The organism is Promicromonospora alba (genome assembly GCF_042654905.1).
GTDB lineage: Bacteria > Actinomycetota > Actinomycetes > Actinomycetales > Cellulomonadaceae > Promicromonospora > Promicromonospora alba.
This window is the reverse complement of sequence record NZ_JBHSFI010000004.1, coordinates 409247-435115: the sequence shown is the minus strand read 5'-3', so window position 1 is coordinate 435115 and position 25869 is coordinate 409247. Positions and strand designations below refer to the sequence as shown.

At 72.2% G+C, this 25869-nt stretch carries 23 protein-coding genes; 8 read left to right on the top strand and 15 right to left on the bottom strand.

The genetic code is table 11. The features are described 5' to 3' along the window. Window positions 1-31 precede the first annotated feature (31 nt). From ACFO6V_RS12935 to ACFO6V_RS12910, 6 genes are all read right to left on the bottom strand, one after another. The gene (locus tag ACFO6V_RS12935; protein WP_377136607.1) at window positions 32-1162 is read right to left on the bottom strand and encodes a Gfo/Idh/MocA family protein; all 1131 of its coding nucleotides are present in this window, start codon (window positions 1160-1162) and stop codon (window positions 32-34) included. A gap of 111 nt (window positions 1163-1273) precedes the next feature. Beyond that, window positions 1274-2374: a LacI family DNA-binding transcriptional regulator gene (locus tag ACFO6V_RS12930; protein ID WP_377135950.1), complete on the bottom strand. Its 1101-nt coding sequence runs from the start codon at window positions 2372-2374 to the stop codon at window positions 1274-1276. Between the two features lie 41 nt (window positions 2375-2415). After that, the gene (locus tag ACFO6V_RS12925) at window positions 2416-3621 is read right to left on the bottom strand and encodes a glycosyltransferase (RefSeq protein WP_377135948.1); all 1206 of its coding nucleotides are present in this window, start codon (window positions 3619-3621) and stop codon (window positions 2416-2418) included. A 70-nt stretch (window positions 3622-3691) separates the two neighbouring features. Next, window positions 3692-4348, bottom strand: coding sequence for a uridine kinase family protein (locus ACFO6V_RS12920; RefSeq protein ID WP_377135946.1), 657 nt, complete (start codon window positions 4346-4348; stop codon window positions 3692-3694). A 133-nt stretch (window positions 4349-4481) separates the two neighbouring features. Beyond that, window positions 4482-4985, bottom strand: coding sequence for a DoxX family protein (locus tag ACFO6V_RS12915; RefSeq protein ID WP_377135944.1), 504 nt, complete (start codon window positions 4983-4985; stop codon window positions 4482-4484). Between the two features lie 182 nt (window positions 4986-5167). Then, the gene (locus tag ACFO6V_RS12910) at window positions 5168-5974 is read right to left on the bottom strand and encodes a helix-turn-helix domain-containing protein (protein ID WP_377135942.1); all 807 of its coding nucleotides are present in this window, start codon (window positions 5972-5974) and stop codon (window positions 5168-5170) included. A 50-nt stretch (window positions 5975-6024) separates the two neighbouring features. Between ACFO6V_RS12910 and ACFO6V_RS12905 the strand changes: the two genes are divergently transcribed. Next, on the top strand, window positions 6025-6438 hold the full coding sequence (locus ACFO6V_RS12905; RefSeq protein ID WP_377135940.1) for a DUF2000 family protein: 414 nt from the start codon (window positions 6025-6027) through the stop codon (window positions 6436-6438). Window positions 6439-6443: 5 nt separating this feature from the next. Here the strand turns inward: ACFO6V_RS12905 and ACFO6V_RS12900 are convergent, their stop codons facing one another. The 3 genes from ACFO6V_RS12900 to ACFO6V_RS12890 are packed head-to-tail and all read right to left on the bottom strand — an operon-like array spanning window position 6444 to window position 9555. Further along, window positions 6444-7235 carry a LutC/YkgG family protein gene (locus tag ACFO6V_RS12900; RefSeq protein ID WP_377135938.1) on the bottom strand — a complete coding sequence of 264 codons (792 nt, stop codon included), beginning with the start codon at window positions 7233-7235 and terminating at the stop codon, window positions 6444-6446. Beyond that, window positions 7232-8749 carry a LutB/LldF family L-lactate oxidation iron-sulfur protein gene (locus ACFO6V_RS12895; RefSeq protein ID WP_377135936.1) on the bottom strand — a complete coding sequence of 506 codons (1518 nt, stop codon included), beginning with the start codon at window positions 8747-8749 and terminating at the stop codon, window positions 7232-7234. Before ACFO6V_RS12895 ends, ACFO6V_RS12900 begins: the two co-directional genes overlap by 4 nt. Continuing rightward, window positions 8746-9555 (bottom strand): (Fe-S)-binding protein, encoded by an 810-nt coding sequence (locus ACFO6V_RS12890; RefSeq protein ID WP_377135934.1) that lies wholly within the window; start codon window positions 9553-9555, stop codon window positions 8746-8748. Before ACFO6V_RS12890 ends, ACFO6V_RS12895 begins: the two co-directional genes overlap by 4 nt. Window positions 9556-9625: 70 nt before the next feature. Here ACFO6V_RS12890 and ACFO6V_RS12885 point away from each other — a divergent pair, with 70 nt between their 5' ends. Beyond that, window positions 9626-10396 (top strand): FadR/GntR family transcriptional regulator, encoded by a 771-nt coding sequence (locus ACFO6V_RS12885; protein ID WP_377135932.1) that lies wholly within the window; start codon window positions 9626-9628, stop codon window positions 10394-10396. 1 nt (window position 10397) lies between these two features. Here the strand turns inward: ACFO6V_RS12885 and ACFO6V_RS12880 are convergent, their stop codons facing one another. Next, on the bottom strand, window positions 10398-11132 hold the full coding sequence (locus ACFO6V_RS12880) for a MerR family transcriptional regulator (RefSeq protein WP_377135930.1): 735 nt from the start codon (window positions 11130-11132) through the stop codon (window positions 10398-10400). Between the two features lie 72 nt (window positions 11133-11204). Next, a complete protein-coding gene (locus ACFO6V_RS12875) occupies window positions 11205-11699 on the bottom strand; it encodes a MarR family winged helix-turn-helix transcriptional regulator (protein ID WP_377135928.1) in 495 nt (164 codons plus the stop codon). Window positions 11700-11816: 117 nt separating this feature from the next. Between ACFO6V_RS12875 and ACFO6V_RS12870 the strand changes: the two genes are divergently transcribed. The 4 genes from ACFO6V_RS12870 (at window position 11817) to ACFO6V_RS12855 (ending at window position 17434) form a co-directional block, all read left to right on the top strand. Then, window positions 11817-14096, top strand: coding sequence for an LLM class flavin-dependent oxidoreductase (locus ACFO6V_RS12870; RefSeq protein ID WP_377135926.1), 2280 nt, complete (start codon window positions 11817-11819; stop codon window positions 14094-14096). Between the two features lie 147 nt (window positions 14097-14243). Then, window positions 14244-14858 carry a SprT-like domain-containing protein gene (locus tag ACFO6V_RS12865; RefSeq protein ID WP_377135924.1) on the top strand — a complete coding sequence of 205 codons (615 nt, stop codon included), beginning with the start codon at window positions 14244-14246 and terminating at the stop codon, window positions 14856-14858. Window positions 14859-14862: 4 nt separating this feature from the next. Continuing rightward, window positions 14863-15903: a 3-oxoacyl-[acyl-carrier-protein] synthase III C-terminal domain-containing protein gene (locus tag ACFO6V_RS12860; RefSeq protein WP_377135921.1), complete on the top strand. Its 1041-nt coding sequence runs from the start codon at window positions 14863-14865 to the stop codon at window positions 15901-15903. A gap of 106 nt (window positions 15904-16009) precedes the next feature. Then, window positions 16010-17434, top strand: a complete 1425-nt coding sequence (locus ACFO6V_RS12855; protein ID WP_377135918.1) for a Gfo/Idh/MocA family oxidoreductase — start codon at window positions 16010-16012, stop codon at window positions 17432-17434. A 140-nt stretch (window positions 17435-17574) separates the two neighbouring features. On the opposite strand, the gene ACFO6V_RS12850 is transcribed toward ACFO6V_RS12855, so the two are convergent. The 4 genes from ACFO6V_RS12850 to ACFO6V_RS12835 form a co-directional block, all read right to left on the bottom strand. Then, entirely contained in the window at window positions 17575-19149 is a 1575-nt protein-coding gene (locus ACFO6V_RS12850) for a pectate lyase family protein (RefSeq protein ID WP_377135915.1), read from the bottom strand. Window positions 19150-19292: 143 nt separating this feature from the next. Further along, window positions 19293-20462: an AEC family transporter gene (locus tag ACFO6V_RS12845; protein WP_377135913.1), complete on the bottom strand. Its 1170-nt coding sequence runs from the start codon at window positions 20460-20462 to the stop codon at window positions 19293-19295. Between the two features lie 27 nt (window positions 20463-20489). Beyond that, the gene (locus tag ACFO6V_RS12840) at window positions 20490-21656 is read right to left on the bottom strand and encodes a Gfo/Idh/MocA family protein (protein WP_377135910.1); all 1167 of its coding nucleotides are present in this window, start codon (window positions 21654-21656) and stop codon (window positions 20490-20492) included. Next, on the bottom strand, window positions 21653-23713 hold the full coding sequence (locus tag ACFO6V_RS12835; protein ID WP_377135907.1) for a DUF6807 family protein: 2061 nt from the start codon (window positions 23711-23713) through the stop codon (window positions 21653-21655). Before ACFO6V_RS12835 ends, ACFO6V_RS12840 begins: the two co-directional genes overlap by 4 nt. 328 nt (window positions 23714-24041) lie before the next feature. Here ACFO6V_RS12835 and ACFO6V_RS12830 point away from each other — a divergent pair, with 328 nt between their 5' ends. Further along, window positions 24042-24926 carry a carbohydrate ABC transporter permease gene (locus tag ACFO6V_RS12830; RefSeq protein ID WP_377136606.1) on the top strand — a complete coding sequence of 295 codons (885 nt, stop codon included), beginning with the start codon at window positions 24042-24044 and terminating at the stop codon, window positions 24924-24926. After that, a complete protein-coding gene (locus ACFO6V_RS12825) occupies window positions 24919-25869 on the top strand; it encodes a carbohydrate ABC transporter permease (protein WP_377135905.1) in 951 nt (316 codons plus the stop codon). Before ACFO6V_RS12830 ends, ACFO6V_RS12825 begins: the two co-directional genes overlap by 8 nt.

The following is a 25869-nucleotide window of genomic DNA, read 5'->3' as shown; positions in this document are numbered from 1 at the left end:
CCTCGCCCCGCACCCTGCGCTGCACCCTTCGTCACAGCACGATCTCCGGGATGTCGAGGCGGCGGCCCTCCGCGGAGGACTGCAGCCCGAGCTCGGCCAGCTGCACGCCGCGGGCCGCCGACAGCAGGTCGTAGCGGTGCGGGCGCCCGGCGACGACGTCGCGCAGGAACTCCTCCCACTGCAGCTTGAAGCCGTTGTCGAGGTCGGCGTTCGCCGGCACGTCGAGCCACTGGTCGCGGAACGGCTCGGTGACCGGCAGGTCCGGGTTCCACACGGGCTTGGGCGTGTGCGAGCGGTGCTGGGCGCGGCACTCGCGCAGGCCGGCGACGGCGGAGCCGTGGGTGCCGTCCACCTGGAACTCGACGAGCTCGTCGCGGAACACGCGCACCGCCCAGGACGAGTTGATCTGTGCGACGACGTCGTCCCCGCCCGGGGTGGTGACGTCGAAGATGCCGTACGCGGCGTCGTCGGCGGTGGCGGCGTACTCCTTGCCGGACTCGTCCCAGCGGGTCGGGATGTGCGTGACCGTCTTGGCCGTCACCGTCTTGACCTGCCCGAGGATGCCCTCCAGCACGTAGTTCCAGTGGCAGAACATGTCGGTGGTCATGCCACCGCCGTCCTCCTTGCGGTAGTTCCAGGACGGTCGCTGGGCGGCCTGCGAGTCGCCCTCGAACACCCAGTAGCCGAACTCGCCGCGCAGCGAGAGGATGCGGCCGAAGAAGCCCTCGTCCACGAGGCGGCGCAGCTTCACGAGGCCCGGCAGGTACAGCTTGTCGTGCACGACGCCGACGGTCACGCCGGTCTCCGCCTGGAGCCGCGCGAGCTCGATCGCCTCGGCGAGGGTCTCCGCCGTCGGCTTCTCGGTGTAGACGTGCTTGCCCTGCCGCATCGCCTTCGACAGCGTCGCGGGACGCAGGTTCGTCATGGCGGCGTCGAACACGATGTCGGCGTCACCGATCGCCGTGTCCAGGTCGGTGGTCCAGTGCTCCACGTCGTGCAGCGTGGCGAGCTCCTTGAGCTTGTCCGCGTTGCGGCCCACCAGCACGGGCTCGACCTGTACCCGGGAACCGTCGGGGAGCGTGACGCCACCCTGGTCGCGGATCGGCAGGATCGAGCGCACGAGGTGCTGGCGGTAACCCATGCGGCCGGTGACGCCGTTCATGGCGATGCGAAGTGTGGTCACGGGCGGGACTCCATCGTCAGTGGCTTGGGAATGCGCTTTCCCGGAAAGCGTAGCGCACGACTCGCGGGGAGTACATGCGGTGCTGGTGGTTCAGCCGGCCGTCCCCGGCGTGGAGTCGCGGAGGACCACCTCGCCGCGCACCGGTGCGGGTGTCTCGTCCTTGCGACCGAGCGCCAGCGAGGTCGCCGCCTCGCTGATCTCGTCCAAGGGGATCCGTACGGTCGTGAGCCCGGGGGACACGTCGCGCAGGGTGTGGATGTCGTCGAACCCGGCCACGGCGACGTCGTGCGGCACGCTCAGGCCCGCGTCGCGGACGGCGGCCATGGCGCCGACGGCCATGACGTCGTTGACCGCGAACACGATCTCTGGCGTGCGCTCCTCCGAAGCTGCTGCGGCGGACGCCGTCCGCCCGAGCAGCGCCGTCATCGCCTCGTGGCCGCCGTCCCTCGTGAAGCTGCCACGCACCACGTCGCGGTCGGGCACCGGGCAGCCCAGCTCGGCGAGCGCGCCCAGGAAACCGCTCGTCCGGTCGGCCGCGGTACGCAGCCCGGGCGGTCCTGCCAGCACCCCGAACCGGCGGTACCCGATCCGGTGCAGCTCCCGCGCGAGGTCGCCCGCGCCCCCGGCGTTGTCGATCTCCACGACGGGCAGCCTGCCCACGGCCTGCCCGATCGTCGCGACGCCGCCCCCGGCCTGCTGGAACGTGGTCAGCGCCTGTTCCAGCGCGCCGGCCTCGCGCTGCAGCCGGTCCACGACCTCCGCCGGGAGCTTGCCGGGCAGGGCCTCGGGCGGCACGCCGCGGCTGCCCGCGAGGATGATCGCGCGGGACCGCTGCCGCCGGGCCAGCTCGACGAAGGCGAGCTCCCGTTCGGGGCTGTGCTCCGTCGAGGACAGCGTGACGATCAGGCCCTCGCGCTCGGCGGCACGGGCGACACCGGCCGCGATGGTGGAGAAGTACGGGTCGGCGATGTCGTGCACCACGAGCCCGAGCGCCGACGTCCGGCCGCGGGCCATGGCCTGCGCGCTCGGGTCCGGCGAGTAGTCGAGCCGGCGTGCCGTCTCCAGGACGCGCTCGCGCAGGTCCGCGCGGACGCTGCGGGTGGCGCTCCCGTTGATGGCGCGCGACGCCGTGGCAAGTGAGACGCCGGCCTCTCGGGCGACCTGGCTCAGGGTGACGGGGGCGTCGGACATGAGGTCATCTTGCCGTGTCCGACGCCCCTGTGATCACCGAGTCACACGCGGAGGGGCTTTAAGGCTGCTTCGCGGTGGGTACGTTCGATGATCGTCGAGTAGCCGGCGATCATGCGGATGTGGCTGAAGCGGGGGCGGACGGCGGTCCGTGCCGACTCCAGCTCCTCACGCCGGGCGGCGGCCTCGATCCACGTCGCGGCGATCTCGGCGGGGTCGAACGACGTCACGAAACCGATGCGGTCCACTATCGACGGCGCGTCGCCCACGGGGGTCGTGACGGGCACCGCCCCGCACATCGAGCCCTCGATCAGGCACAGGGGCGCTGCCTCGCCGAACGTCGAGGTGAGCGCGACGACGTCCGCCGTCGCGTAGATCAGCTCCATGTCGTGCCGCACGCCCAGCAGGTCCACGTGGGCCAGCAGGTCGGGCCGGTCGCCGAAGATGCGGGCGAGATCGTCCTGCAGGGCCGGGTTGGCCGACGTCATGCCGGCGCCGCACATCAGCACATGGCCGTTGGGCTCGAGCTCGAGGAACGTGCGGGCGGACTGGAGGAAGAGCTCGGGGTTCTTCATCTCGTCGTACCGCGCGGCGTAGACGACCACCGTCGCGTCGCTCGGCACCCCCGCCGCACCCCGCAGGGCCAGCCGGCGCGCGCCCTGGACCGGGCGGAACCGGGCGAGGTTGATGCCGTTCGGCACCACGCGCAGCAGGTCGGAGGGCACGCCGGCCTCGCGGTACGCGTCCCGCGTCGACTCCGCGCAACAGACGACGGCGGCGAGCCGGCCGCGGTCCGCCGCGGTCAGCAGGTCGCCGAGGGCGTCGCCCTGGTGCTCGGGGTCGGACCGGTGCAGGCACGCGATCACCGGACGGTTCGGGAACGCGTCCTGGTTCACCAGCCGGAGCGGCTGCTCCTTGAGCGACAGCACCACGTGCGAGCTCTCGGCCTGGCGCACGGCGGCAGCGAGCTCCGTCTCCGTGAAGGTGCGCGGGTCGTGGCCCGCGTCGGTGCTCCGGCCCAGTGAACCGATCCGGACGCCCGCGGCGCGCAGGGCGCGGTACCGGGGGTCGTCCTCCATGCGCTGGAGGGTGGCCTCACGCCTGACCTCGTGGTGCAGGCTCAGCACAGAATGCTGCTGACGACCGCCCTGATGCAGACCGGCGACCACCGTCGAGTGCAGGACACGAGCCCCGCCACTGAAGAAGCCCTCGTACAGCGAGAGCACACGCAAGCTGTTGCGCTGGATCACAGACACCACCTCCTGCGCCCAGGGTGAGGCCTGAGCATGTGGGGTACGTGGCAATTCGGTTACGCGAGGATTACGTGTTCGAGGACTTTTGCACAAGGAGGTTCCGGATATCCTTCTCCGCCTGGGCGGGTGAAGTCTCCCGGCAGCCCAGCGCAACCCACCGCTCGATCATGGCAGGCTCCGCGCGCAGCAGCGAGGTTCCGCGGCGCAGCAGCGTGCCCAGCGGTTTGCGCGCCTCGGCGACGTCGCGCAGGAACCGGAACCAGAAGGTGACCAGCCGCGGCCGCGACAGGCAGATCGCGTCCGCGAGCAGGCCCTCGGCGCGGCAGACGTCGACCAGGTGCGCCGCGAAGATGCCCTCCGCGAGGACGAGCGGCGAGTCGCCGATGTCGAGCCGGCGGATGCCCGTCCGGCGCGACGTCGGGATGTCGTACACCGGGACGTCGGCGCGGCCTTCGGTCACCAGCTCGTGCAGCGCGGCGAGCGCGCCCTTGCCGTCCCAGGTCTCGGGGCTGTCCCAGTCCACGCTGCCGTACCGCTGTGGCAGGCCCGGATGGTCGATGTCGAGGTAGAAGTCGTCGAGCTGCACCACCGGCAGCCCGAGGCGCTGCGTGAGCGAGGTCTTGCCCGACCCCGACGGCCCGGTCAGCAGCACCACGCGTGCCCGGGGACGCCGGGCACCCGGCGGGAGGTCGAAGAGGGTGGGCTCGGGCGCTGGGTCGGTCACGAGAGGCAATTCTCCCGCACGCGGTCCGCTGCGCGCGCCGTCGGTCGACCGCCCTCCGTTGGTCGAGCTTGTCGAGACCTCGTGACCCGACGGGCCAGGTCTCGACAAGCTCGACCAACGGAGGGGTAGCAGTTCAGCGCGATGCGATCAGCCGCGCACCAAGCACCTTCGCGGCGACGACGGCTCCGGCACAGGCCACCACCACGTTCTTCAGGATGTACTGCGCCTCCAGCGTCGGCACGGCACCGTCGAACAGCTCGCCAGGGAACAGCACCAGCGGCGACATGATCCCCGCCAGCGCCCCGTACAGCACGACCAGCCCGACCCGCAGGCCGACCCCGGTGATCAGCGTGAGCCCGACGAACGTCTCGATGACAGCGGTCATCAGCAGCGCGGCGCCGGCTGGGACCATCCCCAGCGTGAGCAGGTCGATGGTGCGGGTCGCGAGCGCCTCGGCCGGCGAGGCTCCGGGGAAGAACTTGAGCATGCCGAAGTAGGTGAAGATCAGGCCGACGCTGATCCGCAGTGCGGTGATGCTGTGTGCGGCCAGCAGGCGTTCGAGCGTCCCGAACGCCGTGCGGATCGTGTCTGCGGTGCGGAGCGAGCCCGTGCGGCGGGTCTGCCCGGTGTTCGTCATGGTGACCATCTCGGTGCCTCCGGTTCCGGGACACCCTGGTGGCGTCCATGGGTCAACCGTCCCGCCGGCGGCCCGCGCGAGAATCCGCCGCCCGGCGGCACCTGCGCTGCGCCGCCCGACGTCGTCGGTCTGGTCCGAGTACGTGCCGTGCGGTACCCGAGGGTCGCGCCAACGGAGAGGGCTCAGGCCGTGCCGCGCTGGTAGCGGCCCGGCGTGGTGCGCAGGAGGCGGCGGAAGTGCCTCGTGAGGTGCGCCTGGTCGTGGAAGCCGGTGGCGGCCGCGACGGCGGCCGCCGGCTCGCCCGCCAGGAGCCGACGTCGGGCCAGGTCGAGCCGCCGCCCGACCAGGTACCGGTGGGGCGGGAGGCCGAGCTCACGGGTGAACGCGCGCACCAGGTGCGGCACCGTGACGCCGAGCTCGGCGGCGACCTCGGCCAGCCGGACCGGCCGCGCGGGGTCGGCGTCGAGCAGGTCGCGGGCCCGTCGCGCGGTAGTGGTGCCGGCGGGTTCGCGCGGCGGCGTCGGCCGGCCGGAGAGGTGCCAGGCCAGGCCCTCCGTGACCAGGGCGAGCAGGCTCTCGGCCGCTACGTCCTCGCGCGCGGTGAGTGCCCGGTCGAGGCCGGCGAACCGGGTGCGGAGCGTGTCGTCCGGGACCAGCGGCGCATCGACGGCGCGGCCGACCAGGCCGTCGTCGAGCACTGCGGGTTCCAGGTAGAGCACGCGCTTGCGGAAGCCGGCGGCGGTCACCGATCGCCCGTCGTGCACGACTCCCGGCGGGAGCACCGTGACCCCGGTGTGCTCGGCCGCGTGCTCCTGCCCGTCCAGGCCGTAGCCGATCAGGCCGCGATCGACGATCAGCACGGTCCACGTGTCATGGGTGTGGGCGGGGTAGGCGTGCTCGTGCCAGGCGGCGTGGAGCACCTCGGCGATGCCGGGGAGCTCCGGCCGCCAGGCGCGCACGACATCCGAGTCCGCAGCGGGCGAGGCCATGTCAAGAACGTACAAGAATCAGGCCCGACGGCGGCCGCAGTGTGAGCGGTATGACCTTCGAACAAGCCAAGATCGTGATCGTGCTGCGGGACAACCTGCTGGGCTGGCAGGAGAACAACGTGACCGCCTTCCTGGCCAGCGCCGTGACCGCCGCCTACCCGGAGCTCGTGGGGGAGACGTACCGCGACGCGGACGGCGGCGAGTACCTCGCGATGCTCGGCACCCCGGTCATGGTCATGGTGGCCGACGGCGACCAGCTCGCCACCATCCGCGAGCGTGCCGCCACTCGGGGGCTGCGGATCGGCGTCTACACGGCGGACCTGTTCGCGACGGGGAACGACGTCGACAACCGGGCCGCCGTCGCGAGCGTCGCCACCGAGAAGCTCGACCTGGTCGGGGTGGCGGTGGCGGGCGAGCGCCGCGTCGTGGACAAGGTGGTCAAGGGCGCAAAGCTGCACCCCTGACCCCCTCAGGACACCAGCACCACGTGGAGGGTGCGGGGGCCGTGCACGCCTTCGACGCGTTCCAGCTCGATGTCGCTCGTCGCGCTCGGGCCGCTGATCCAGGTCAGCGGGCGGCCAGGTTCGGCGCCGAGCAGCCGCACCGCCTCGGGGACGGTCTGCACCACCTGGTCGGTCCGCACCACGCACACGTGCACGTCGGGGACCAGGGAGATCGCGCGCCGGCCCTGGTCGGGCTCGCCGTCCAGCACTATCGTGCCGGTCTCGGCGACGGCGACCCGGGCGGCGGTGATCACGGCGTCGACCCCGTCCAGCTCGGCCGCGGACAGGGGCACCTCACGCGAGTCGGTGCGCACGTCGACGTCCCCCAGCGCGGCGAGCCAGTCGCCGTCCAGCCCGTTGGGCACGACGACGGCGCGTCGCGTCGCGCCCGTCGCGCCCGTCGCGCCCGTCGTGGTCGGTAGAACGTCAGGTGATCGGTAGTCCGAGCTGCCGATCACCTGACGTTCTACCGACCGCTCTCCGATCAGCCGGGCCAGCAGCGGCGGGAGCTCCGCGGGCGTTGCTCGGTGCACCTCGGCCTTGTAGTCGACCAGCCGGTCGATCAGCAGCTCCAGCACGACGTCGGACCCCGGGGCGTGCTCGCCCGCGGACCGGTACTCGCGGGGTACCACCGTGGGGGCCGTCGTCGACCCGGCAGACCCGGCAGCGCCGTCGGCACCGCCACTGGCGGCGGAACCGGCGTCCGAACCCAGCGCCGCCCGGATGCGCGACAGGATCTCGCCCTTGGCGTCGGTCATCGCTCGTCCTCTCGTGCGTCCCACCAGTCGTGGAACGTCTGCTTCGGCGGCTCCGGGAGGTCCCGGGACCGGGTCCACAGCGAGCCGGGGAACGGCAGCCGCCGGATCACGCCGTTGCGGGAGATCGCGCGCAGCAGCCGCGGGACCCGGGCCGCGCGGCGGAACCGGGCGCCGTCCGCCATCGCGAAGGACGCCGCCTTCATCGCCGCCTTCCAGACCCGGTCAGCGGTCTCGGGCGATGCCCCCGACAGGGCCACCTCGCGGGCGCGGAGCTCCACGAGGATCGACGGGATGTCGATCTTGACGGGGCACACCTCGTAGCAGGCGCCGCACAGCGTGGACGCGTACGGCAGGTCCGACTTCTCGCCGGTGAGCTGCGGCGTGAGGATCGCGCCGATCGGGCCCGGGTAGACCGAGCCGTAGGCGTGGCCGCCCACCCGCTCGTACACGGGGCAGACGTTGAGGCACGCCGAGCAGCGGATGCAGTGCAGCGCCGCGCGCCCGGCCTCGTCGGCGAGGACCTTGGTGCGGCCGTTGTCGAGCAGCACCAGGTGGAACTCCTGCGGTCCGTCGCCCGGGGTGACGCCCGTCCACATCGACGTGTACGGGTTCATCCGCTCGCCCGTCGAGGACCGCGGCAGCAGCTGCAGGAACACCTCGAGGTCGTCGAACGTCGGGATCAGCTTCTCGATCCCCATCACGGTGATCAGGGTCTCGGGCATCGTCAGGCACATGCGGCCGTTGCCCTCGGACTCCACGACGGCGAGCGTCCCGGTGTCCGCGACGGCGAAGTTGGCTCCGCTGATCGCGACCTTCGCCGAGAGGAACTTGCGCCGCAGGTGCGCGCGGGCCGCCATCGCGAGCTCGCGGGGCACGTCGGTCAGGTCGGGCGGGGCGTCCGCCATCCGCTCCAGGAAGATGTCGCGGATCTCGGTGCGGTTCCGGTGGATGGCCGGCACCAGGATGTGCGACGGCATGTCGTCCGCGAGCTGCACGATCAGCTCCGCGAGGTCGGTCTCGACCGCCGCGATGCCCTCCTCGGCGAGCGCCTCGTTGAGCCCGATCTCCTGGGTGGCCATGGACTTGACCTTGACCACCTCGTCGGTCCCCTTGGCGCGCACCAGGTCGGCGACTATCCGGTTGGCCTCCGCGGCGTCCCGCGCCCAGTGCACCACCCCGCCCTGTGCGGTCACATTGCGTTCGAGCTCCTCGAGCAGCTCCGGCAGGCGCGCCATGACGTCGGTCTTCACCGCGGACCCGGCGTCGCGCAGCGCCTCCCAGTCGGGTACCTCGCCGACCACGCGGGCCCGCTTGGCCCGGATGGTCGACGTCGCCTTGCCCAGGTTGCGCCGCAGCTGGCCGTTGTCGAGCGCTGCCTTCGCGGCGTCGGGGAACGAGGCGCCCCAGTGCAGCGGGTCCTCCGGGCGCCCGACGCCGGAGAGAGTCCCGGGCGCGGCGTCCGGGCTGGGCCCGCGGTGGTCGCGCGCGGCGGGCATGCCGAGGAACGTGCTCATCGGGCCACCTCCTGCCGGGCGCCGGACCGGCCGGTGCCCGCCTGCCCCGGGACCACCGGCGACTCCCGCGTGGAGGCGAGGATCTCCGCCAGGTGCATGGGCCGCACGTTCGCGCCGCCGCGCGAGAGGCCGCCGCCGATGTGCATCAGGCACGACCAGTCGCCCGCGGTGAGCACCTCGGCCCCCGTGTCGACGACCGTGGCGACCTTGTCCTGGAGCATCGCCGCGGACGTGTCCGCGTTCTTCAGCGAGAACGTCCCGCCGAACCCGCAGCAGCCCTCTGCCTCCGCGAGCGGGGCGAGCTCCAGCCCCTCGACGGCCCGCAGCAGCCGCTCGGGCTTGTCGCCCACGCCGAGCATCCGCAGCGAGTGGCACGTGGGGTGGTAGGTGACCCGGTGGGGGAAGTACGCACCGACGTCTGTCACGCCGAGCACGTCGACCAGCAGCTCGGACAGCTCGTACGTGCGCTCGGCGACGGCGCTCGCGGCCCGTGCCTCCGAGTGCAGCCCTGCGCGTTCCAGGACCATCGACTGCTGGTGCCGGATAGACCCCGTGCAGGAACCGGACGGCACGACGACGGCGTCCCACTCGCCGTCGGCCACGGGGGCGAAGGTACGCACGTGGTTCTGGACCACCGGGACGGCCTCGGCGAGGTAGCCGGTGTTGACGTGCATCTGGCCGCAGCACGCCTGGCCCGCCGGGAACACCACCTCGTGGCCCAGCCGCTCCAGCAGCGTGACGACGGCCCTCGGGGCCTGCGGGAACATGGCGTCGGCGATGCAGGTGGAAGCCAGGGCGATGCGCATGGGCACTCTCCTTCGAGGTCTTACCTCACCATAGCCCACTGTGGACAGACCACAGAAGTACAATCGCCCGGTGAGAACCCACGAGCGCGTCCTGGCCCAGATCGAGGCAGGCCTGAGCGCGGGCAAGTGGTCCATCGGCGAGCGGCTCCCGGCGGAGCGGGCGCTCGCGGAAGAGCTGGGGGTGTCCCGCCCGTCCGTGCGCGAGGCGATCCGCATCCTCGAGGCGATGGGCATCGTGCGCACCGCCGTCGGCTCGGGCCCCAGCGCGGGGGCCACCCTGATCGACCGGCCCGCGGCCGGCCTCGGCGCGGCGGTCCGGCTGCACGTGGCGTCGGGCACGCTGCCCGTGTCGGACGTCGTCCGCACGCGCGTGCTGCTGGAGGCCGGTGCGGTACGCGACGCCGCCGCCCGAGCGACCGACGACGCCGCGCTGGCGCGGGCGGGCGCGCACGTCGAGGCCATGGCGGACCCGGCTCTCGACGCCGCCGCCTTCCTCGAGCACGACCAGGAGTTTCACATCGAGCTGGCCCGCCTGGGCGGGAACCAGCTCGTCGAGGCCATCCTGAGCGGCATGCGGGCCGCCGTCGCCTCGTACGTGATGGCGGGCGCGGAGGCCGTCCAGGAGTGGCCCCGGACGGCCGCGCGCCTCTGCGCGGAGCACCGCGCGATCCTCGTCGCCGTCACGCGGCACGACGGCGACGAGGCGGAGCGCCTCATGCGCGAGCACATCGAGGGGTTCTACCGCGAGACGGGTCTGGACGACCGTCACGGAGTGGTTCAGAAGCCCTCGACCGGCGCGGTGCAGGGCAGCGCGCCGGTCTCGCGATCCAGCTCCGTCTGACTCAGCCCTGGTACAGCCAGATCCAGTTGCCGTCGGGGTCGGTGACGGCACTGTTGCGGGGCATGCCGTCAGGGGTGTTGATCGCCACGGCCTCGATGGCCCCGGCGTCGACCGCCTGCCGGTGCGTGGCGTCGAGGTCCTCGACGGTGAGGCCGAAGGTGCTGCGCCCGGGCTGGTCGAACGCCTCCGAGTCCGTCAGGACGAGGAGGAAGAAGCCCGCCTGACCGTAGGTGCCGAACTGGTACCCGGTGAAGTCGGCCTCGTCGGTGTGGCGGATGACGCTCTCGGCGAGACCGAACGCCTCCTCGTAGAACTGTCGTGCCTTGTTCTTGTCGGCGACGGCGATCTTGATCTGAACCGGTGCTGTGGTGGTCGTGATGGCGGGCATGGTCGCTCCTTCGTTGGCGTATCGGCTTGACTGGGCGATCTGTCGGTCGAGGTGGTCTCGATCGCGTCTGAGACGGTCCGTGTGAACCGCCAGAAGTTCCCGAGCCTGCGCTGACCCGGGGCTGCGGACGATCTCGCGCACCTGGTGGATCGGAAGTCCCAGCCAGCGCAGGTCGGCGATCAGCCGAGCGGACGGCAGCTGGTCGCGGGCATAGCGGCGATAGCTGTTCCAGGGGTCGACGTCGGCAGGTGTCAGCAGGCCGACCGCGTCGTAGTGGCGCAGTGCGTGCACGGTCAGCCCGGACAGCTTTGCGAACTGTCCGACCGACAAGGCGTTCTCATCGTCCATACGACAAGCGTGCGGGTTCGGGCTACCCGAGGGTCAACACCGGCCGCCCGGACCGAGATCTGCGGCGTGGTGCTAGGCAGGCTTGACGGCCTGCACCACGGTGCGGCACGGGTTGTCGTCCGGGCCCGTACCCGTGGCGGCACGCTCCAGGAGATGGCGGAGGAGCAGGCGCTGCTCCGGCTCGAGCCCGGAGAGGAGCTCCTCCTCCGCGGCAGCGACGCGGGCCTGCATCGCGGCGAGCACCTCGAGGCCCTTGTCCGTGGCGACGATGCGCCGCGCGCGCCGGTCGGCCGGGTCGAGCTGCCGCTCGACGAGACCGCAGCCCTCGAACGCGTCCAGCAGATACGTCATCACCGTGCGGTCGATGCCCAGCGTGGCGGCGAGCGCCGCCTGGCTCGGCAGGTTGCCGTGCACCACTGCCGTGAGGAGCTGGTAGCCGCGCGTGCCCTGCGGCAGGTCGTCGGCCGCGGCGTCGACCCGGGCGCTCCAGTCGCGCAGGAGCGCGGCGAGCGACCAGCCGAACAGGGAGTGCTGGTCCGTGCGGGTCTCGGTGGGCGTGGTGCTCATGCCTCCATCCTAGGGGAATGTGCGGCCTGTCAGAAGAGTTGTTGCTAATATCATCTTCTGAACAGACGATCTGCCGCGAGGTGCGGCGGACGACGCGACACGAGGGACACCGCACGCATGACCGACTACGGGCACGAGCTGCTCTTCGGCACGTTCATCACCCCCACCAACAGCGACCCGCAGGCGCCCGTCCGGCTGGCACAGCTCTCCGAGCAGCTGGGCCTCGACCTGGTCACCTTCCAGGACCACCCGTACCAGCCGTCGTTCCTCGACACGTGGACCCTGATGTCCTGGGTCGCCGCGCGGACCGAGCGCATCCACATCTCCGGGAACGTGCTCAACCTGGGGATGCGCCAGCCGGCCCTCGTGGCCCGGTCGGCCGCGAGCCTCGACCTGCTCAGCGGGGGCCGGTTCGAGATGGGCGTAGGCGCGGGCGGCTTCTGGGACGCGATGGCGGCGATGGGCGCGACCCGCCGTACACCCGCCGAGTCCGTGGACGCCCTCGAAGAGGGCATCGAGATCATGCGCGGCATCTGGGACGCGACCAACCGCACCCCGCTGCGCGTGCCCGGCCAGTTCCACCGGGTCGACGGCGCCAAGCGCGGCCCCGCCCCCGCGCACGACATCCCCATCTGGCTCGGCGCGTACAAGAAGCGGATGCTCCGCCTCACCGGCGCGAAGGCCGACGGCTGGCTGCCCTCGCTGCCCTACTTCAAGGAAGGCGACCTCGCCCGGGGCAACGCGACCATCGACGAGGCCGCAGAGGAGGCCGGGCGCTCGCCGAGCGAGATCCGGCGCCTGCTGAACCTGGGCGGGGCCATCACCGACCGCTCGTCCGGCCAGCTCCAGGGCCCCGCCGACCAGTGGGTCGAGGAGCTGACGCTCCTGGCGCTCGAGGACGGCGTCAGCGGGTTCATCGTCATGGGCGACGACCCGGACCAGATCCGGGCGTTCGCGGAGGACGTCGTACCGGCGGTGCGGGAGGCCGTGGCGGCGGAGCGCCGGTCGGCCGGCACGGTGCCGGCGTCCGCCCGCCGTGGTGCGGTGGCGCTGACCGCACGACGGCAGGGGATCGACTACGACTCGCTGCCGCCGGAGCTGGCGGCGCGGGCGGTCGAGCCGGGCGACCGCGAGTACGAGGCGGTGCGGCACAACTACCTGCGCTCCGGCGCGCCTGGCCTCGTGCTGCGGCCGCAGGGCGTGGACGAGGTCGCGTCAGGCCTGGCCTGGGTGCAGAAGCAGGGCGTCGAGTTCGCCGTCCGCTCGGCCGGGCACGGGATCTCCGGCAGGTCCACGAACGACGGCGGCGTGGTGCTCAGCATGCGTGGCCTGCGGTCGGTCGAGGTGGTCGACGAGGCCACGCGCCGAGTGCGGATCGGCGCGGGGGCCACCTGGGGCGAGGTGGCGGCGGCGCTCGCACCGCGCGGCTGGGCCATCACGTCGGGCGACTACGGCGGCGTGGGCGTCGGCGGGCTCGGCACCACCGGCGGCATCGGGTTCCTGGGCCGGCTGCAGGGCCTGACCATCGACCACGTCGTCGCGGCCGAGGTGGTCACGGCCGACGGCCGCGTGCTGTACGCCTCCCGCGACGAGCGCCCCGACCTGTTCTGGGCGCTGCGTGGTGCCGGCGGGAACATGGGCGTGGTGACCTGGCTGGAGATCGAGGCAGGAGCCGTCGGCGACGTCGTCTTCTCGCAGATGACGCTCGACGCAACCGACACGGCGGGGCTGCTGGAGAAGTGGGGTGCCGCCGTCGAGGCGGCCCCGCGCGGGCTCACGTCGAACATCATCATCGCCCCCGGGCGTGGCGGTCAGGCGCCGATGGCCCAGCTCATGACGGTGATCGCAGCCGAGGGCGCCGACGCCGACCCGGACGAGGCCATCGCCCAGCTCGAGCTGCTGGCCGACGCCGGTCCGCTGCTCGGCCACCAGGCGCAGCTCCTGCCCTACTCGGGCGTGGTGCGCCAGGAAGACGCCCACCACTCGGGCGGTGGCGACCCGTCGGCCAGGTCGGGTCTGCTCACGCACCTCGACCGGTCGACCAGCCGGGCGATCGAGCGTCTGCTGGGCTCGCGGGAGTCGTACTTCATGGCGGTCCGGGCCACGGGCGGCGCGACGAACGACGTCGCACCCGACGCCACGGCCTACGCGCACCGGCACCAGAACTTCAACCTCTCGGCGCTCGGCTCGAACCAGGACCGGCTCAACGGGGCATGGGACGCGGAGATCGGGCCGGTCATGGACGGCTCGTACCTCTCCTTCGACACCGACAGCCGGCCCGAACGGCTGCTGGAGGCGTTCCCCGAGCCGACGTTCGCCCGGCTGCGCACGGTGAAGGCCGCGTACGACCCGACGAACGTGTTCCGGACCAACTTCCCGATCCCGCCGGCGGACTAGCCGTCGAGAACCCCGACGGGTCGGCGTCAGGAATCCCGGGTGCCTTGCGGCTGTGGATAACCTCGCGTGGGTGTCAGTGGAGCCCCGTAGGTTCGACGACATCCGGAACGGCCGGACGCAGACACCACGATCACCGCAGGGGTACGCATGAACCTTGTCGCCGCCTCGCGCCTGGCGCGCGAGCTGATGGACCAGCACGGCCTGAAGGCCTGGACCTTCGAGTTCGACGACGCCGTCCGGCGCGCCGGGATGTGCAGCTACGGCAAGAGGCGCATCAGCCTCTCCGCGCCGCTCACCCGCATCCATGACGAGCGGGAGGTTCGGGACACGATCCTGCACGAGGTGGCGCACGCGATCGCGGGGCCGAAGGCGAAGCACGGGCCGGTGTGGCGCGAGGTGGCGGTGCGGATCGGGTGCTCGGGCCGGCGGTGCGTCGACCCGTCCGCGCCGTCCATCGACGGGCCATGGGTCGGGGCGTGCCCGGCCGGCCACCGGACGACGCGGTTCCGCCGTCCGCCGGGCATCATGTCCTGCCGGTCGTGCCGTCCGCGGTTCGACCTGGCCAACCTGGTCGCGTGGACGTACAAGGGCCGCAACGCGGCAATGGGCGAGCGGTACGACGCCCAGCTGCGCGGGGCGCTCCGCGAGGTGGGCGAGACGCTGGAGACGGGGCCGGGAGCCGAGGAGCGCGTGGTGCGGGCCGCCCGGGAGCGGGTTCCGGGTCTGGTCGTGGAGCCGTTCGACCTGAGCGCGTTACGTTGATCCCATGGCTACGTCGCCCGTAATCGCGCTCCCGCCCGGCGCTGCCGGCTCCCGCATCATCGGTCTCGGCCACCACCAGCCGCCGAGGACGCTCACGAACGATGACATCGCCGGGCTGGTGGAGACCAACGACGAGTGGATCCGGTCGCGTACCGGCATCGTCACCCGCCACGTAGCGGCTGACGACGTCACCGTCGCCGACATGGCCACCGCGGCCGCCGAGCACGCGCTCGCCGACGCCGGTGTGACCGCCGACGAGGTGGACCTGGTGATCGTCGCGACGGCGACCAACGACGACCGGTCGCCCAACACGGCCGGGCGGGTCGCGTACGCGCTGCGCACCGGGGTCCAGCCGGGGGCCTCGACGCCGGAGGGTGAGGAGGCGCCGGACCTGCGCAACGTCGTGGGGCCGGCGGCGATCGACATCAACGTGGCCTGCTCCGGTTTCGCGCACGGGATCGGCCTGGCCGACCAGGCGATCCGCGCCGGGTCGGCCCGCACGGCCCTCGTGATCGGCTCCGAGAAGCTGACCGCGTACACCGACTGGACCGACCGCTCGACGTGCATCCTCACGGCCGACGGCGCGGGCGCGGCGGTGCTGCGGGCCGCTGACGTACCGGCCGTCGGACCGGTGGTGTGGGGCTCGGAGCCGGAGCTCACGCCCGCGGTGCGCATCGAGGCGCCGGAGGTCAAGTTCCAGCAGGACGGCCGGGCGGTGTTCAAGTGGGCGATCACACGCGCCGCCGACCGGGCACGGGAGGTCGTGGCCGCGGCCGGGCTGAGCCTCGACGACATCGAGGTGCTGGTCGCGCACCAGGCCAACCTGCGGATCATCGAGCCCCTGGCCAAGGCGCTCGGGCTGGAGGGCAAGGTCGTGGTCACCGACATCACGGAGTCGGGCAACACGTCGGCGGCGTCGATCCCGCTGGGCCTGTCCAAGTGGTGGCACGCGGGCAGGATCCCGGCGGGTGTGCCCGCCCTGCTGTTCGGGTTCGGCGGCGGGTTCGCGTGGGCCGGCCAGGTGGTGCTCACCCCGGAACGCTGACCTCGAGCGGGTGGACGGGTCATGGACAGCGCTTTCCCGGCGCCGTATCGTTTCAATCCCATCCCTCCCACCCGACGTCGACGACGACCGAAGGAGCTCTTCACCGATGCCCGAGCCGATCACCGAGCCCACCATCGAGCCGACCACAGAGCCGATCACCGGTCCGACACAGGAGCCCGTGCCGCCGGCGGGCCCACTGCCCGAGGGGCGCCGCCGCTACGCGGTGGTCGGAACGGGGCACCGAGCGTCCATGTACATCAACGCCCTGATCGGCACGCACGCGCCGGACGGGGAGATCGTCGCCTGGGTAGAGCCCAACCCGGTGCGCGCAGCGGTCTATGAGGCGCGTGTGGCGGCCGCCCTCGGGGGCATCCGGCCCGTGTACGCGCCGGACGACCTCGAGAAGGCGATCGCCGAGCAGTCCGTCGACCGCGTGATCGTCACCTCGATCGACCGAACGCACGGTGACCTGGTGGCGCGCGCGCTGCGGGCCGGTGCCGACGTCGTCGTGGAGAAGCCCCTCGCGGCCCACCCCGACCAGGCCCGCCAGATCGTGGACGCCGTCGCCGAGACGGGGCGCGACCTGGTCACGACGTTCAACTACCGCTACTCGCCGCGCAACAGCGCGCTGCGCCAGGTCATCGCGAGCGGCGAGATCGGTCGCGTGCTGTCGGTGCACTTCGACTGGGCCCTCGACACCGTGCACGGCGCCGACTACTTCCGGCGCTGGCACCGCGAGAAGGTCAACAACGGCGGTCTGCTGGTGCACAAGTCGAGCCACCACTTCGACCTGGTCAACTGGTGGATCGACGGTGTGCCGCAGCGCGTGTTCGCCACCGGCGGCCGGCGCTTCTACGGCGACGACGGTGCGCACGAGACCGGGTACGAGCCCACCGACGCCGAGCGCGCGCTGAACGAGCGCGGCATCGACCCGTGGCAGCTCTCCGTGGAGAAGAACGAGTGGCTGTCCGCGCTGTACGGGTCCGAGGCCCAGGCGGTGGACGGCTACGTGCGCAACCGGTCGGTGTTCGACGAGGGCATCACCACCGAGGACACGCTGGGTCTCGTCGTCGAGTACGAGGGCGGCGCCCTGCTGACCTACTCCCTCACCGCGCACGCGCCCTGGGAGGGCTACCGCGTGGTGGTGAACGGCACGCGCGGCCGAGCGGAGCTCGAGGTCGTCGAGCGCGGTTCGGTGGAGTTCGGCGAGAACGGCGCGGCGATCCTCGACCCGAGCGCCACCGAGGTGTTCGAGCAGGACCCGGTGCGGCCGATCGGCGAGCGGCTCGTGGTGCAGCGGCACTGGGAGCGGGCCGAGGAGCGGCCGATCGTGCGCGGGGGCGGCGGGCACGGCGGCGGCGACGCGCTGCTCCTGGCCAGCGTGTTCGCGCCGGCCGCGGAGCCGGACCCGCTGGGCCGGGTGGCCGGCTACGTCGACGGCGTGCGCGCGTCGTCGGTGGGCTACGCGGGCAACCGCTCGCTGGAGACGGGCGACCCGGTCCGCATAGCGGACCTCAACCTGGGCGCCTGACCCAAGCCCCACGAAGGCGCCTGACCCGGGCTCCACGAAGTAGAGCGCCTGTCCGGACACGCGCTCTACCTCGCCGACCACGTGTCCGCGAAGTAGAGCGTGTGTCCGGACACATGCTCTACTTCGCGGAGGCGGCGGGGTTAGCTCGGCAGGTCGGAGTCCAGGACGCCCGCGCCCGCGAACGTCGTGACCACCCACGGGACCGCCGCCGCAGGCAGCGGCCGGTACCGGTAGGCGTCGGACGGCGTCCAGCGGGCCTCCTCGGCCAGCGGGGTCGCCGCCTTCGCGTTGTACGCCGCCAGGAGGTCCGCCTGGCGGCCGTTCAGCACCGTGCCCGACTCGCTGATCATCGTGCCGCCGTACGCACCCACGACCAGAGCGGGATCGGTCCCGCGCGCGAGCGAGACCGCGTTGTTCTCGACGACGAGGCTCGACTCCTTGCCGGCCCCCCAGTAGTACTGGAACCCGCCCGCCTCGGCCTGCCGGCGGGTCTGCCGGTAGTAGTTGTTGTAGGCGTGCACGTCACCGAACCGGACCCGCGGCGCGCGCTGCCCGATGTCCTGCCAGTAGTTGTGGTGCAGCGTCACGCGGTGCTGCCCGCGGTCCTGGAGGCGTGAGTCGGACGAGCCGATCAGCATCGTCTTGTCGTGGTTGAGGAACTCGTTGTACGACACCGTCACCAGGTCGGAGCCGTGCGTGATGTCGAGCAGACCGTCGTGCACCTCGAACGGCCGCCCGAAGACCACGGGGAGCGACTCGATGGGGTGCGCGCCGTCGTCGAACGTGGAGTGGTCCACCCACACGCTGGTCGACGTCCACAGCGACACGTTGTCGTAGGCCGAGTTCCAGTTGCCGGCGTCGCCGTCGCCCGGGCTCCACTGCGGGAAGCAGTCGTAGCCATCGGAGAACCGCATGTTCCGGAGGATGACGTTGTGCGCGTCCCGGACCCGGACGTTCGCCCCGGAGATCCGGGCGTCGTCGCCCACACCGACGATCGTCACGTTCGAGCCGACGTGCTGCTGCGTCTGGGCGGCCTGCACGCTCGCGGCCCTGACGCGCGCCTCCTCCAGCGGGCCGGACGGGGCGGTCCAGCCCCACGGGCCGGACGGGTCGAAGTGCGCGATGTAGTCGTCCATCGAGAACGGCTCGCCGGTGTCCGCGACGGTCACCTGCGCGGCGAAGTCCTCGCAGGTCAGCCGGGTTCCGTCCGCCGCGGTGAAGGCGTCCACCTCGCCCGTGACGTACACGATCCGCGGGACCTGGTTGGTGCGGGCGTCGGTCTGGCTGCCCCCCGGCCGGCCGGCGAGGGCGTCCCGCAGCTCCTGCCAGGTGTCCACCTCGTAGACCTCGGCGGGCGCGGCCGCCGCGCCGCCCGTCGTCGGCGCCGCCTGCCGCTCCACACCCTCGGGGAACGTCGGGCCGGACCAGGCGGCCCACCCGTCGTCGGCCGCGATGGTCTCGCGGCCCAGGTCGGCGTGCTGCCCGTGTCCCGGGTATCCGCCGGAGGCATGGCCGACGGCGGCCGCCGCTGCCCCTGCGCCGGTGCTCGCCTCCGCCGGCTGCCCGACGGCGACCAGCGCGCCGGCCATGCCGACGGTGAGCGCCAGGGGCAGCACGAAGGAACGGGTGAGAGGGCTGCCGGCCGGCAGCGCGAGGGCGGTCCCCAACGTCGGGCCGACGGCGCGGCGCGGGTGCGGGGATGGTCGTGATCGCATGTGACTCCTTCGTCCATGACACCGGCCACCCGTCATGGGAAACCGGTTTCTCACACGATGCCAGCCAGCCCGCTCCACCACAAGACCCGGGGATCAGGACGTGCGGGATTCACCCTGGAGGACGGCCCCCGTGACGGACGCCGTCACCCGGTGAGCGCGCCGACGGCCACCAGGACGGGCACGCACAGCGCCGTCGTCCAGACCGTCGCGCGCGCTGCGACGCCGTCGAACACCCCGTACCGGGTGGCGTACGTCGTGACGTTCACCGCGGTGGGTAGCGCGGCCATGGTGACGACGAGGGCGAGGGCCGCCGGGTCCAGCCCTACGGCGTTGCCGACCACCCACGCCGCGAGCGGGTGCAGGACGTTGCGGACCAGGACGGCGAGGGCGACCACGGCCCGCACGAGCAGCCGGTCGCGGCCCGTCCACCAGGGGGTCGACGCCGGGGTCGCCGGAGCCGTCGGTGCCGCGTCCGGGCCCGCCGCCGGCCCGCCGTCGGAGCCGTGCTGCGATCCGCTGCCCGACCCCGGCGGCGTGAGCGCCGGCATCGGCACCGCGAGCGTCATGCCGAACGTCAGCAGGCCGAGAGGCGGGGCCGCCGCGCCGATCAGGTCGAAGGGGATCAGGGCGACCTCGGGCAGCCGTGCCCCGGTCAGCTCGCTCACCACCGCTACCAGCAGCCCGGCGAGCGTGCCGACCGTTATCGGGTTCCGGACGGCTGCGAGCAGCACGTGGACCACCGACGTCCAGCCGGACCGCGCACTGGTCCGGCGTGCGCCGGCTTCCGCGCTCCCGGGCACGCCGCCGGAGGCGGCGCCCGACCGGTCGAGCACCGCGAGCGTGAGCGGCGCCAGCACGAGCAGCTGGAAGAGCAGGGTGGGCACCACGGCGAGCGCGTCGTCGAACAGGTAGACCGCGAGCGGGATGCCGATGTTGCCGCCGTTGACGTAGACGGCGGCGAGCGTCGTCACGGCGGTCGGGCCTGCCGGGAGCCGCAGCACCCACCGGGCCACCGCGGCGGTGAACAAGGCGAGCGCCGCGGTGGTGGCCCAGGTGACGGCGGCCCCGCGCGAGACGACGTGCGCGAGGTCGGTGCCGGCGAGCGTGCTGAACATCAGCGCCGGGGCGCAGATCGTGAACGACAGCGTGGCGAGGATCGCGCGTGCTCCTGCGCCGTCGTCAGCGGCACCCGCACCCGGACCGGCGGCACCCCGGGAGATCCGGTGGCCGGCGAGCAGGCCCCGCCGCTGGATCACCCAGCCGAGCGCGACGATGCAACCCATGGACACGATGGCAGTCAGGACGGACAACACCCGAGCACCCTCCCACGGCCGGGTGAATCAGCTCCCGACTGTCCAGGGGGCGCCGAGCTCCGTGAACGTGCGCTGCTCGCGTGCGGCCCGCTCGCACCACTCGGCGACGTCGTGCACCACCGGATGGCGGGAGTCGCCCTCCGGGTTGCCCTGCGTGCCGGCGATGCCGGGAGCCGCGGCGAGCCCGTCCGCCCAGTCCACGTACGCATCGCCGATGGGCGCGGGGTCGGCGGCGGTCCGCACCGCCTCGAGCACCTGCATGAAGGCGCCGGTGTCGCGCACGTCGCACAGGAGCCGTTCCCCGGTGCGGGCCAGGAGGAGGTTCTCCAGCAGGTCCGTCCGGCCGTACTGCTTCTCGGCGACGACGCGTCCGGTGCGCAGCCGCACCACGTCGTGCTCGTACTCGAGCTCGATCTCGCCCTCGGTCCCCAGCACCAGGACGCGGGCCGGGGTGCGCTCCGCCGCGCAGAGCGTGAGCCCGAACCCGTACCGCGTCCCGTCCGTGCCGACGGCCCGCAGCGACGAGGTGTCGTCCGCCTCGATCGGGTTGGCCCGCCACAGGTCGGTGTTCACGTAGGCGATGTCGGTGCTGGCCCGGGCGCCGCCGACCCACAGGGCGGTCGCGACGGCGTGCGCGAGCGGGTTGGTCACCACGCCGTCGACCACCGCGCGGTCACCCATCCGGCGTCGCCCCGCCCAGGGCGAGCGCGCCCAGTACGCGGCGGTCCGGACCCAGGTCCCGATCGCGCCGATCCCGGTCACCTGCCCCACCTCGCCGTGCGCGATCATGTCGACGACGGCGGGCAGCGCGTGCGACCCGAAGGTCTGGAACCCGACCTGGCAGAGCCGCCCGGTCCGCTCCGCGACGGCCACGAGCTCGGCGTGCTCGCCGAGCGAGGCGGTGGTCGGCTTCTCGAGGAGGACGTCGATGCCCGCCTCCATCGCCGCACGCGCGAGCGGGAGGTGCGTGTGGATGGGCGTGGAGAGCACCACTATGTCGGGCAGCGCGTCGGCTCCCGCCGACAGCAGGTCACCCAGGTTCGCGAACCACGTCGCCGGGGCGTCCTCGGGCTCCCGCGGGTCGACGACGGCGCTCAGCCGCGCCAGCCCCCGGTCCTCCAGGTCCGCGACCTTCCGGAGGTGCGAGCTGCCGTGGCCGTGGATGCCGACGACCGCGATCTTCGGCAGGCTCATCGTTCGCCTCCGTCGGTCAGGTGGGCGGCGAGCGCGGCGGCGGCCGAGCTCGTGAGCTCCGTGTCGAGCAGGACGGCGACGAGGTCGAGCTGCAGGGAACCGCCAGCGGGGACGAGCAGCGGCGAGTCCCAGGCGAGCGCGGGGCAGGCGCCGGGGTACTCGGCACTGCGCAGGAACCACGGCCGGACCTGACCTGGCTGCACCAGCAGGAGCGTCGTGGACCGGCCGCCGTGCCGCTGCACGAACGCCACCCATGGCGACGAGCTGCCGTGCGCGCGGTTCTCACCGGCGCCGCCCGCAGACATGACGGACGTGCTCTCGGCGATGGGCAGGCGCCAGAACAGGCCGCCGTAGCCCGCACCCGGCCTGCCGTTGGTGGCGGGAGAACGGATCTCCAGGGGGCCGTGGTCGGCGTGCAGCGTGGAGCGCCAGTCGAGCACCCAGCCGGGAGCGGCGGGGGACCCGGGGATCTGGGGGAGCAGGCGCGCGGTGATGCGGCGCTCCTCGCGCAGCTGCGGGTCGCCGTGCTCGTCGGACCACAGCACGTCCTCGACCAGGACCTCGCCGGCCTCGGCGCCCGTACCGGGCGGGCGGGTGGTGGGCGAGGCCTCGATGCGGATGCCCTCCGACGTCTGGCTGCCGTGGTTCTTGAGCAGCGTCGGGCCGACGTCCTCGATGAAGGTGCGGCCGCCCCAGTGGCTGGTCCCGTTCACGTCGGGCACCGCGATGCCGACGCCGTAGTGGTGCCGGTGGTCGACCGGGCTCACCTCGGTGAGCGGCACGCCCGCCAGGGTGTGCACGGGGTGCAGGTAGGGACGCCGGGCGTGCACCTTCGGCATCCGGTCGCCGGCGTCTCGCCGGACCAGCTCCAGCCCGTCACCGCAGGTCAGCATGACCGTCTCGGTCTCAGGATCGGTGGGTACGGACCAGGTGGGGGCGGCCGTGGGTGGCACGGTGGGGATCTCCTCACGCTGTGCACGGGCGACGTCGTCGTCCGTGATGTGCACGCGTTCCGGGCCCTGCCGAACGGGCCCGGTACTCCCGCGCACCTCCAGGCTGGGCGTGAATCGGGCAGAGCTTGCGGGGTGGGCGTCGTCGTCGATCACGGCGTGCAGCTCCCTCCAGGCGTGTCGGCCGAGCTCGGCCTGCGGCACCGCGACCGTCGTCAGCGCGGGTGTGGCGTAGCGGGACAGTTCGATGTCGTCGAAGCCGGCCACCGAGATGTCGGCGGGCACGGCCACTCCTGCCTCGTTCAGGCCTGCGAGCAGGCCGAACGCGACGAGGTCGTTGAAGGCCACCGCTGCGGTGGCTCGGGTGGCGAGGACAGCGGGAGCCGCGGCATGGCCCGCCTGGATGTCCGGTCCGGCGGGCAGGTCGAGGATCTCGAGGTCCGCGTGCTGCTGCCGGGCACGGGCGAGGCCGGCGCGGCGCAGCTCGTCGGAGGCGCTGCGCACCGGGCCGCCGAGGTAGACGATGCGGCGGTGGCCCAGTGCCACCAGGTGCTCGACCACCTGGAGAGCGGCGTCCTCGTAGTCCACGACCAGGCTGGGCGCCGCTCCACCGGTCTCCCGGTTGACGAGGACAACCGGTTCGACGTCGGCGATGAGCGCGCTCAGCTCGGCGTCCCCGATGCGCGGCGACACGAGCACCAGGGCGTCGCAGCGCATGCGGGCCTCCAGCGCGATGGCGCCTTCCTGCTGGTCGTCCTCGACCGTGTCCGCGACGAGCACGCGGTAGCCGTCCTCGGCCGCGCCGTCCATGACGCCGCGCAGGATCTGCTGGAACACCGGATTACCCAGGTCGGGCACCACGAGGGCCACGGTCTGGGTACGGCCGAGCGCGAGGCTCCGCGCGGCGTTGCTGGGCCGGTAGCTCAGCCCCGCCGCTGCGACCCGCACGCGTTCCGCGATGGTCGCGTCGACGGTGCTCCGCCCGTTCATCACGCGCGAGACGGTCGCCCGTGACACGCCGGCCGCCGTCGCGACATCCCCGATCGTGGCCGTGACACGGCGCTGACCTGCGCGCTGACCTGCGCCCCGTGCGCTGCCGCTGACCATCTGCTCTCCGTCCGTAACCCTCGTCCGACCGGTGCACCGGGCGTCCTGAGCCTTCTTCGGCCCGGCGCCTTTGCTACCGGTTTCCCGATGTGACGGTACACCATGGGAAACCGGTTCCTCGTGTGGTACGTTCCTCCACCAGAGACCGGTTTCTCACCGACGAGGCCGGGGATCGACGACGAGACCGGAGATCGACGATGATCCGGGAGGACAATCCGATGCACCACCCGAACCGCGAGCCCGGACCCTGGTGGTCCGAGCCCCCGTCCAGCCGCGCGGGGGTGAGCACGTGTCAGTGATCCAGGAGCTCTCGCAGAGCAAGACGACCGTGAGCCCGCGCAGGAAGGGCGACGGCCGCTGGGCGCTGTTCTTCCTCGCGCCCTGGTTCGTGGGGCTCGCGCTCATCACGGCCGGACCCATGGGCGCGTCCCTGTACCTGTCCTTCACGGACTACGACCTGCTCTCGGCACCGGAGTGGGTGGGCTTCGAGAACTACACCCGGATGTTCGAGGACCCGCGCTTCGTCAACTCCCTCGGCGTGACGTTCACCTACGTGTTCGTCTCGGTGCCGCTGCAGCTCGCCGCGGCCCTGGGCCTGGCGCTGCTGCTCGACAAGGGCATGCGTGGCCTCGCCATCTACCGCTCCGTCTACTACCTGCCCTCCCTGCTCGGCGGGTCGGTGGCCATCGCCATCCTGTGGCGCCAGATCTTCGGCGCGGACGGCCTGGTCAACCAGGTGCTGGCGCTCTTCGGCGTACAGGGTCAGGGCTGGGTCTCGCACCCGGACTACGCGCTCGGCACGCTCATGGCGCTCAACGTCTGGACGTTCGGCGCTCCCATGGTGATCTTCCTGGCCGGCCTGCGGCAGATCCCGCAGATGTACTACGAGGCGGCCTCGATCGACGGCGCGAGCAAGTTCCGCCAGTTCCGGTCGGTCACGCTCCCGCTGCTGACGCCGATCATCTTCTTCAACCTCGTGCTGCAGCTCATCGAGGCGTTCCAGTCCTTCACCAGGGCGTTCGTGGTGAGCGGCGGCAACGGCGGCCCCTCCGACTCGACCCTGCTCTACACGCTGTACCTCTACCTCAAGGGGTTCGGGTCGCTCGACATGGGCTACGCGTCAGCGATGGCCTGGTTCCTGCTGCTGATCATCGGCGGCATGACGGTAGTCAACTTCCTCGCCTCCAAGTACTGGGTCTTCTACGATGACTGACGCCTCGACGTCCACAAAGACCGTGCCGACGGCAGCGCTGCCGCCGTCCGACAGCGACGTGCCTCCCGGTACCGAGGACCGCCGTCCGACCGTCCGCCCTCGCGGCCGGCAGGTGCGAGCCAAGGTGGGCAGCGTGCTGAAGCACGCGGGCCTGATCGCCTTCGGCTTCGTGATGCTGTACCCGCTGCTCTGGATGGTGGCCAGCTCGTTCAAGCCGAACGCGCTGATCTTCCGCGAGCCGGGGCTCATCCCCACCGACATCGACCTGTCCAACTACACGGACGGGTGGAACGCGCTGCTGCACCCGTTCAGCCACTACCTGATCAACTCGGCGATCGTCGTGCTCGGGTCGGTGCTCGGCAACCTGCTCTCGTGCTCCCTGGCGGCCTACGCGTTCGCGCGGCTGGAGTTCCGGGGCAAGAAGCTCTGGTTCGCGGTCATGCTCATGTCGATCATGCTGCCGATCCACGTGGTGATCGTCCCGCAGTACGTGCTGTTCTCCCAGCTGGAATGGATCAACACGTTCCTGCCGCTGATCGTGCCGAAGCTGCTGGCCACCGACGCGTTCTTCATCTTCCTGATGGTCCAGTTCTTCCGCGGGATCCCGCGCGAGCTGGACGAGGCGGCGACGCTCGACGGCGCCAACCACCTGCGCATCTACCTGCAGCTCATGCTGCCGCTGTCGATGCCGGCCCTCGCCACCACCGCCATCTTCACGTTCATCTGGACCTGGAACGACTTCTTCAGCCAGTTGATCTTCCTGACCCGGCCCGAGATGTACACGGTGCCGATCGCCCTGCGCACGTTCGTCGACTCCACGGGCAACAGCTCGTGGGGATCGCTCTTCGCGATGTCGATCGTGTCGCTCATACCCGTCTTCATCGCCTTCCTTTTCGGACAGAAATACCTGGTCAAGGGCATAGCGACCACCGGCATCAAATAG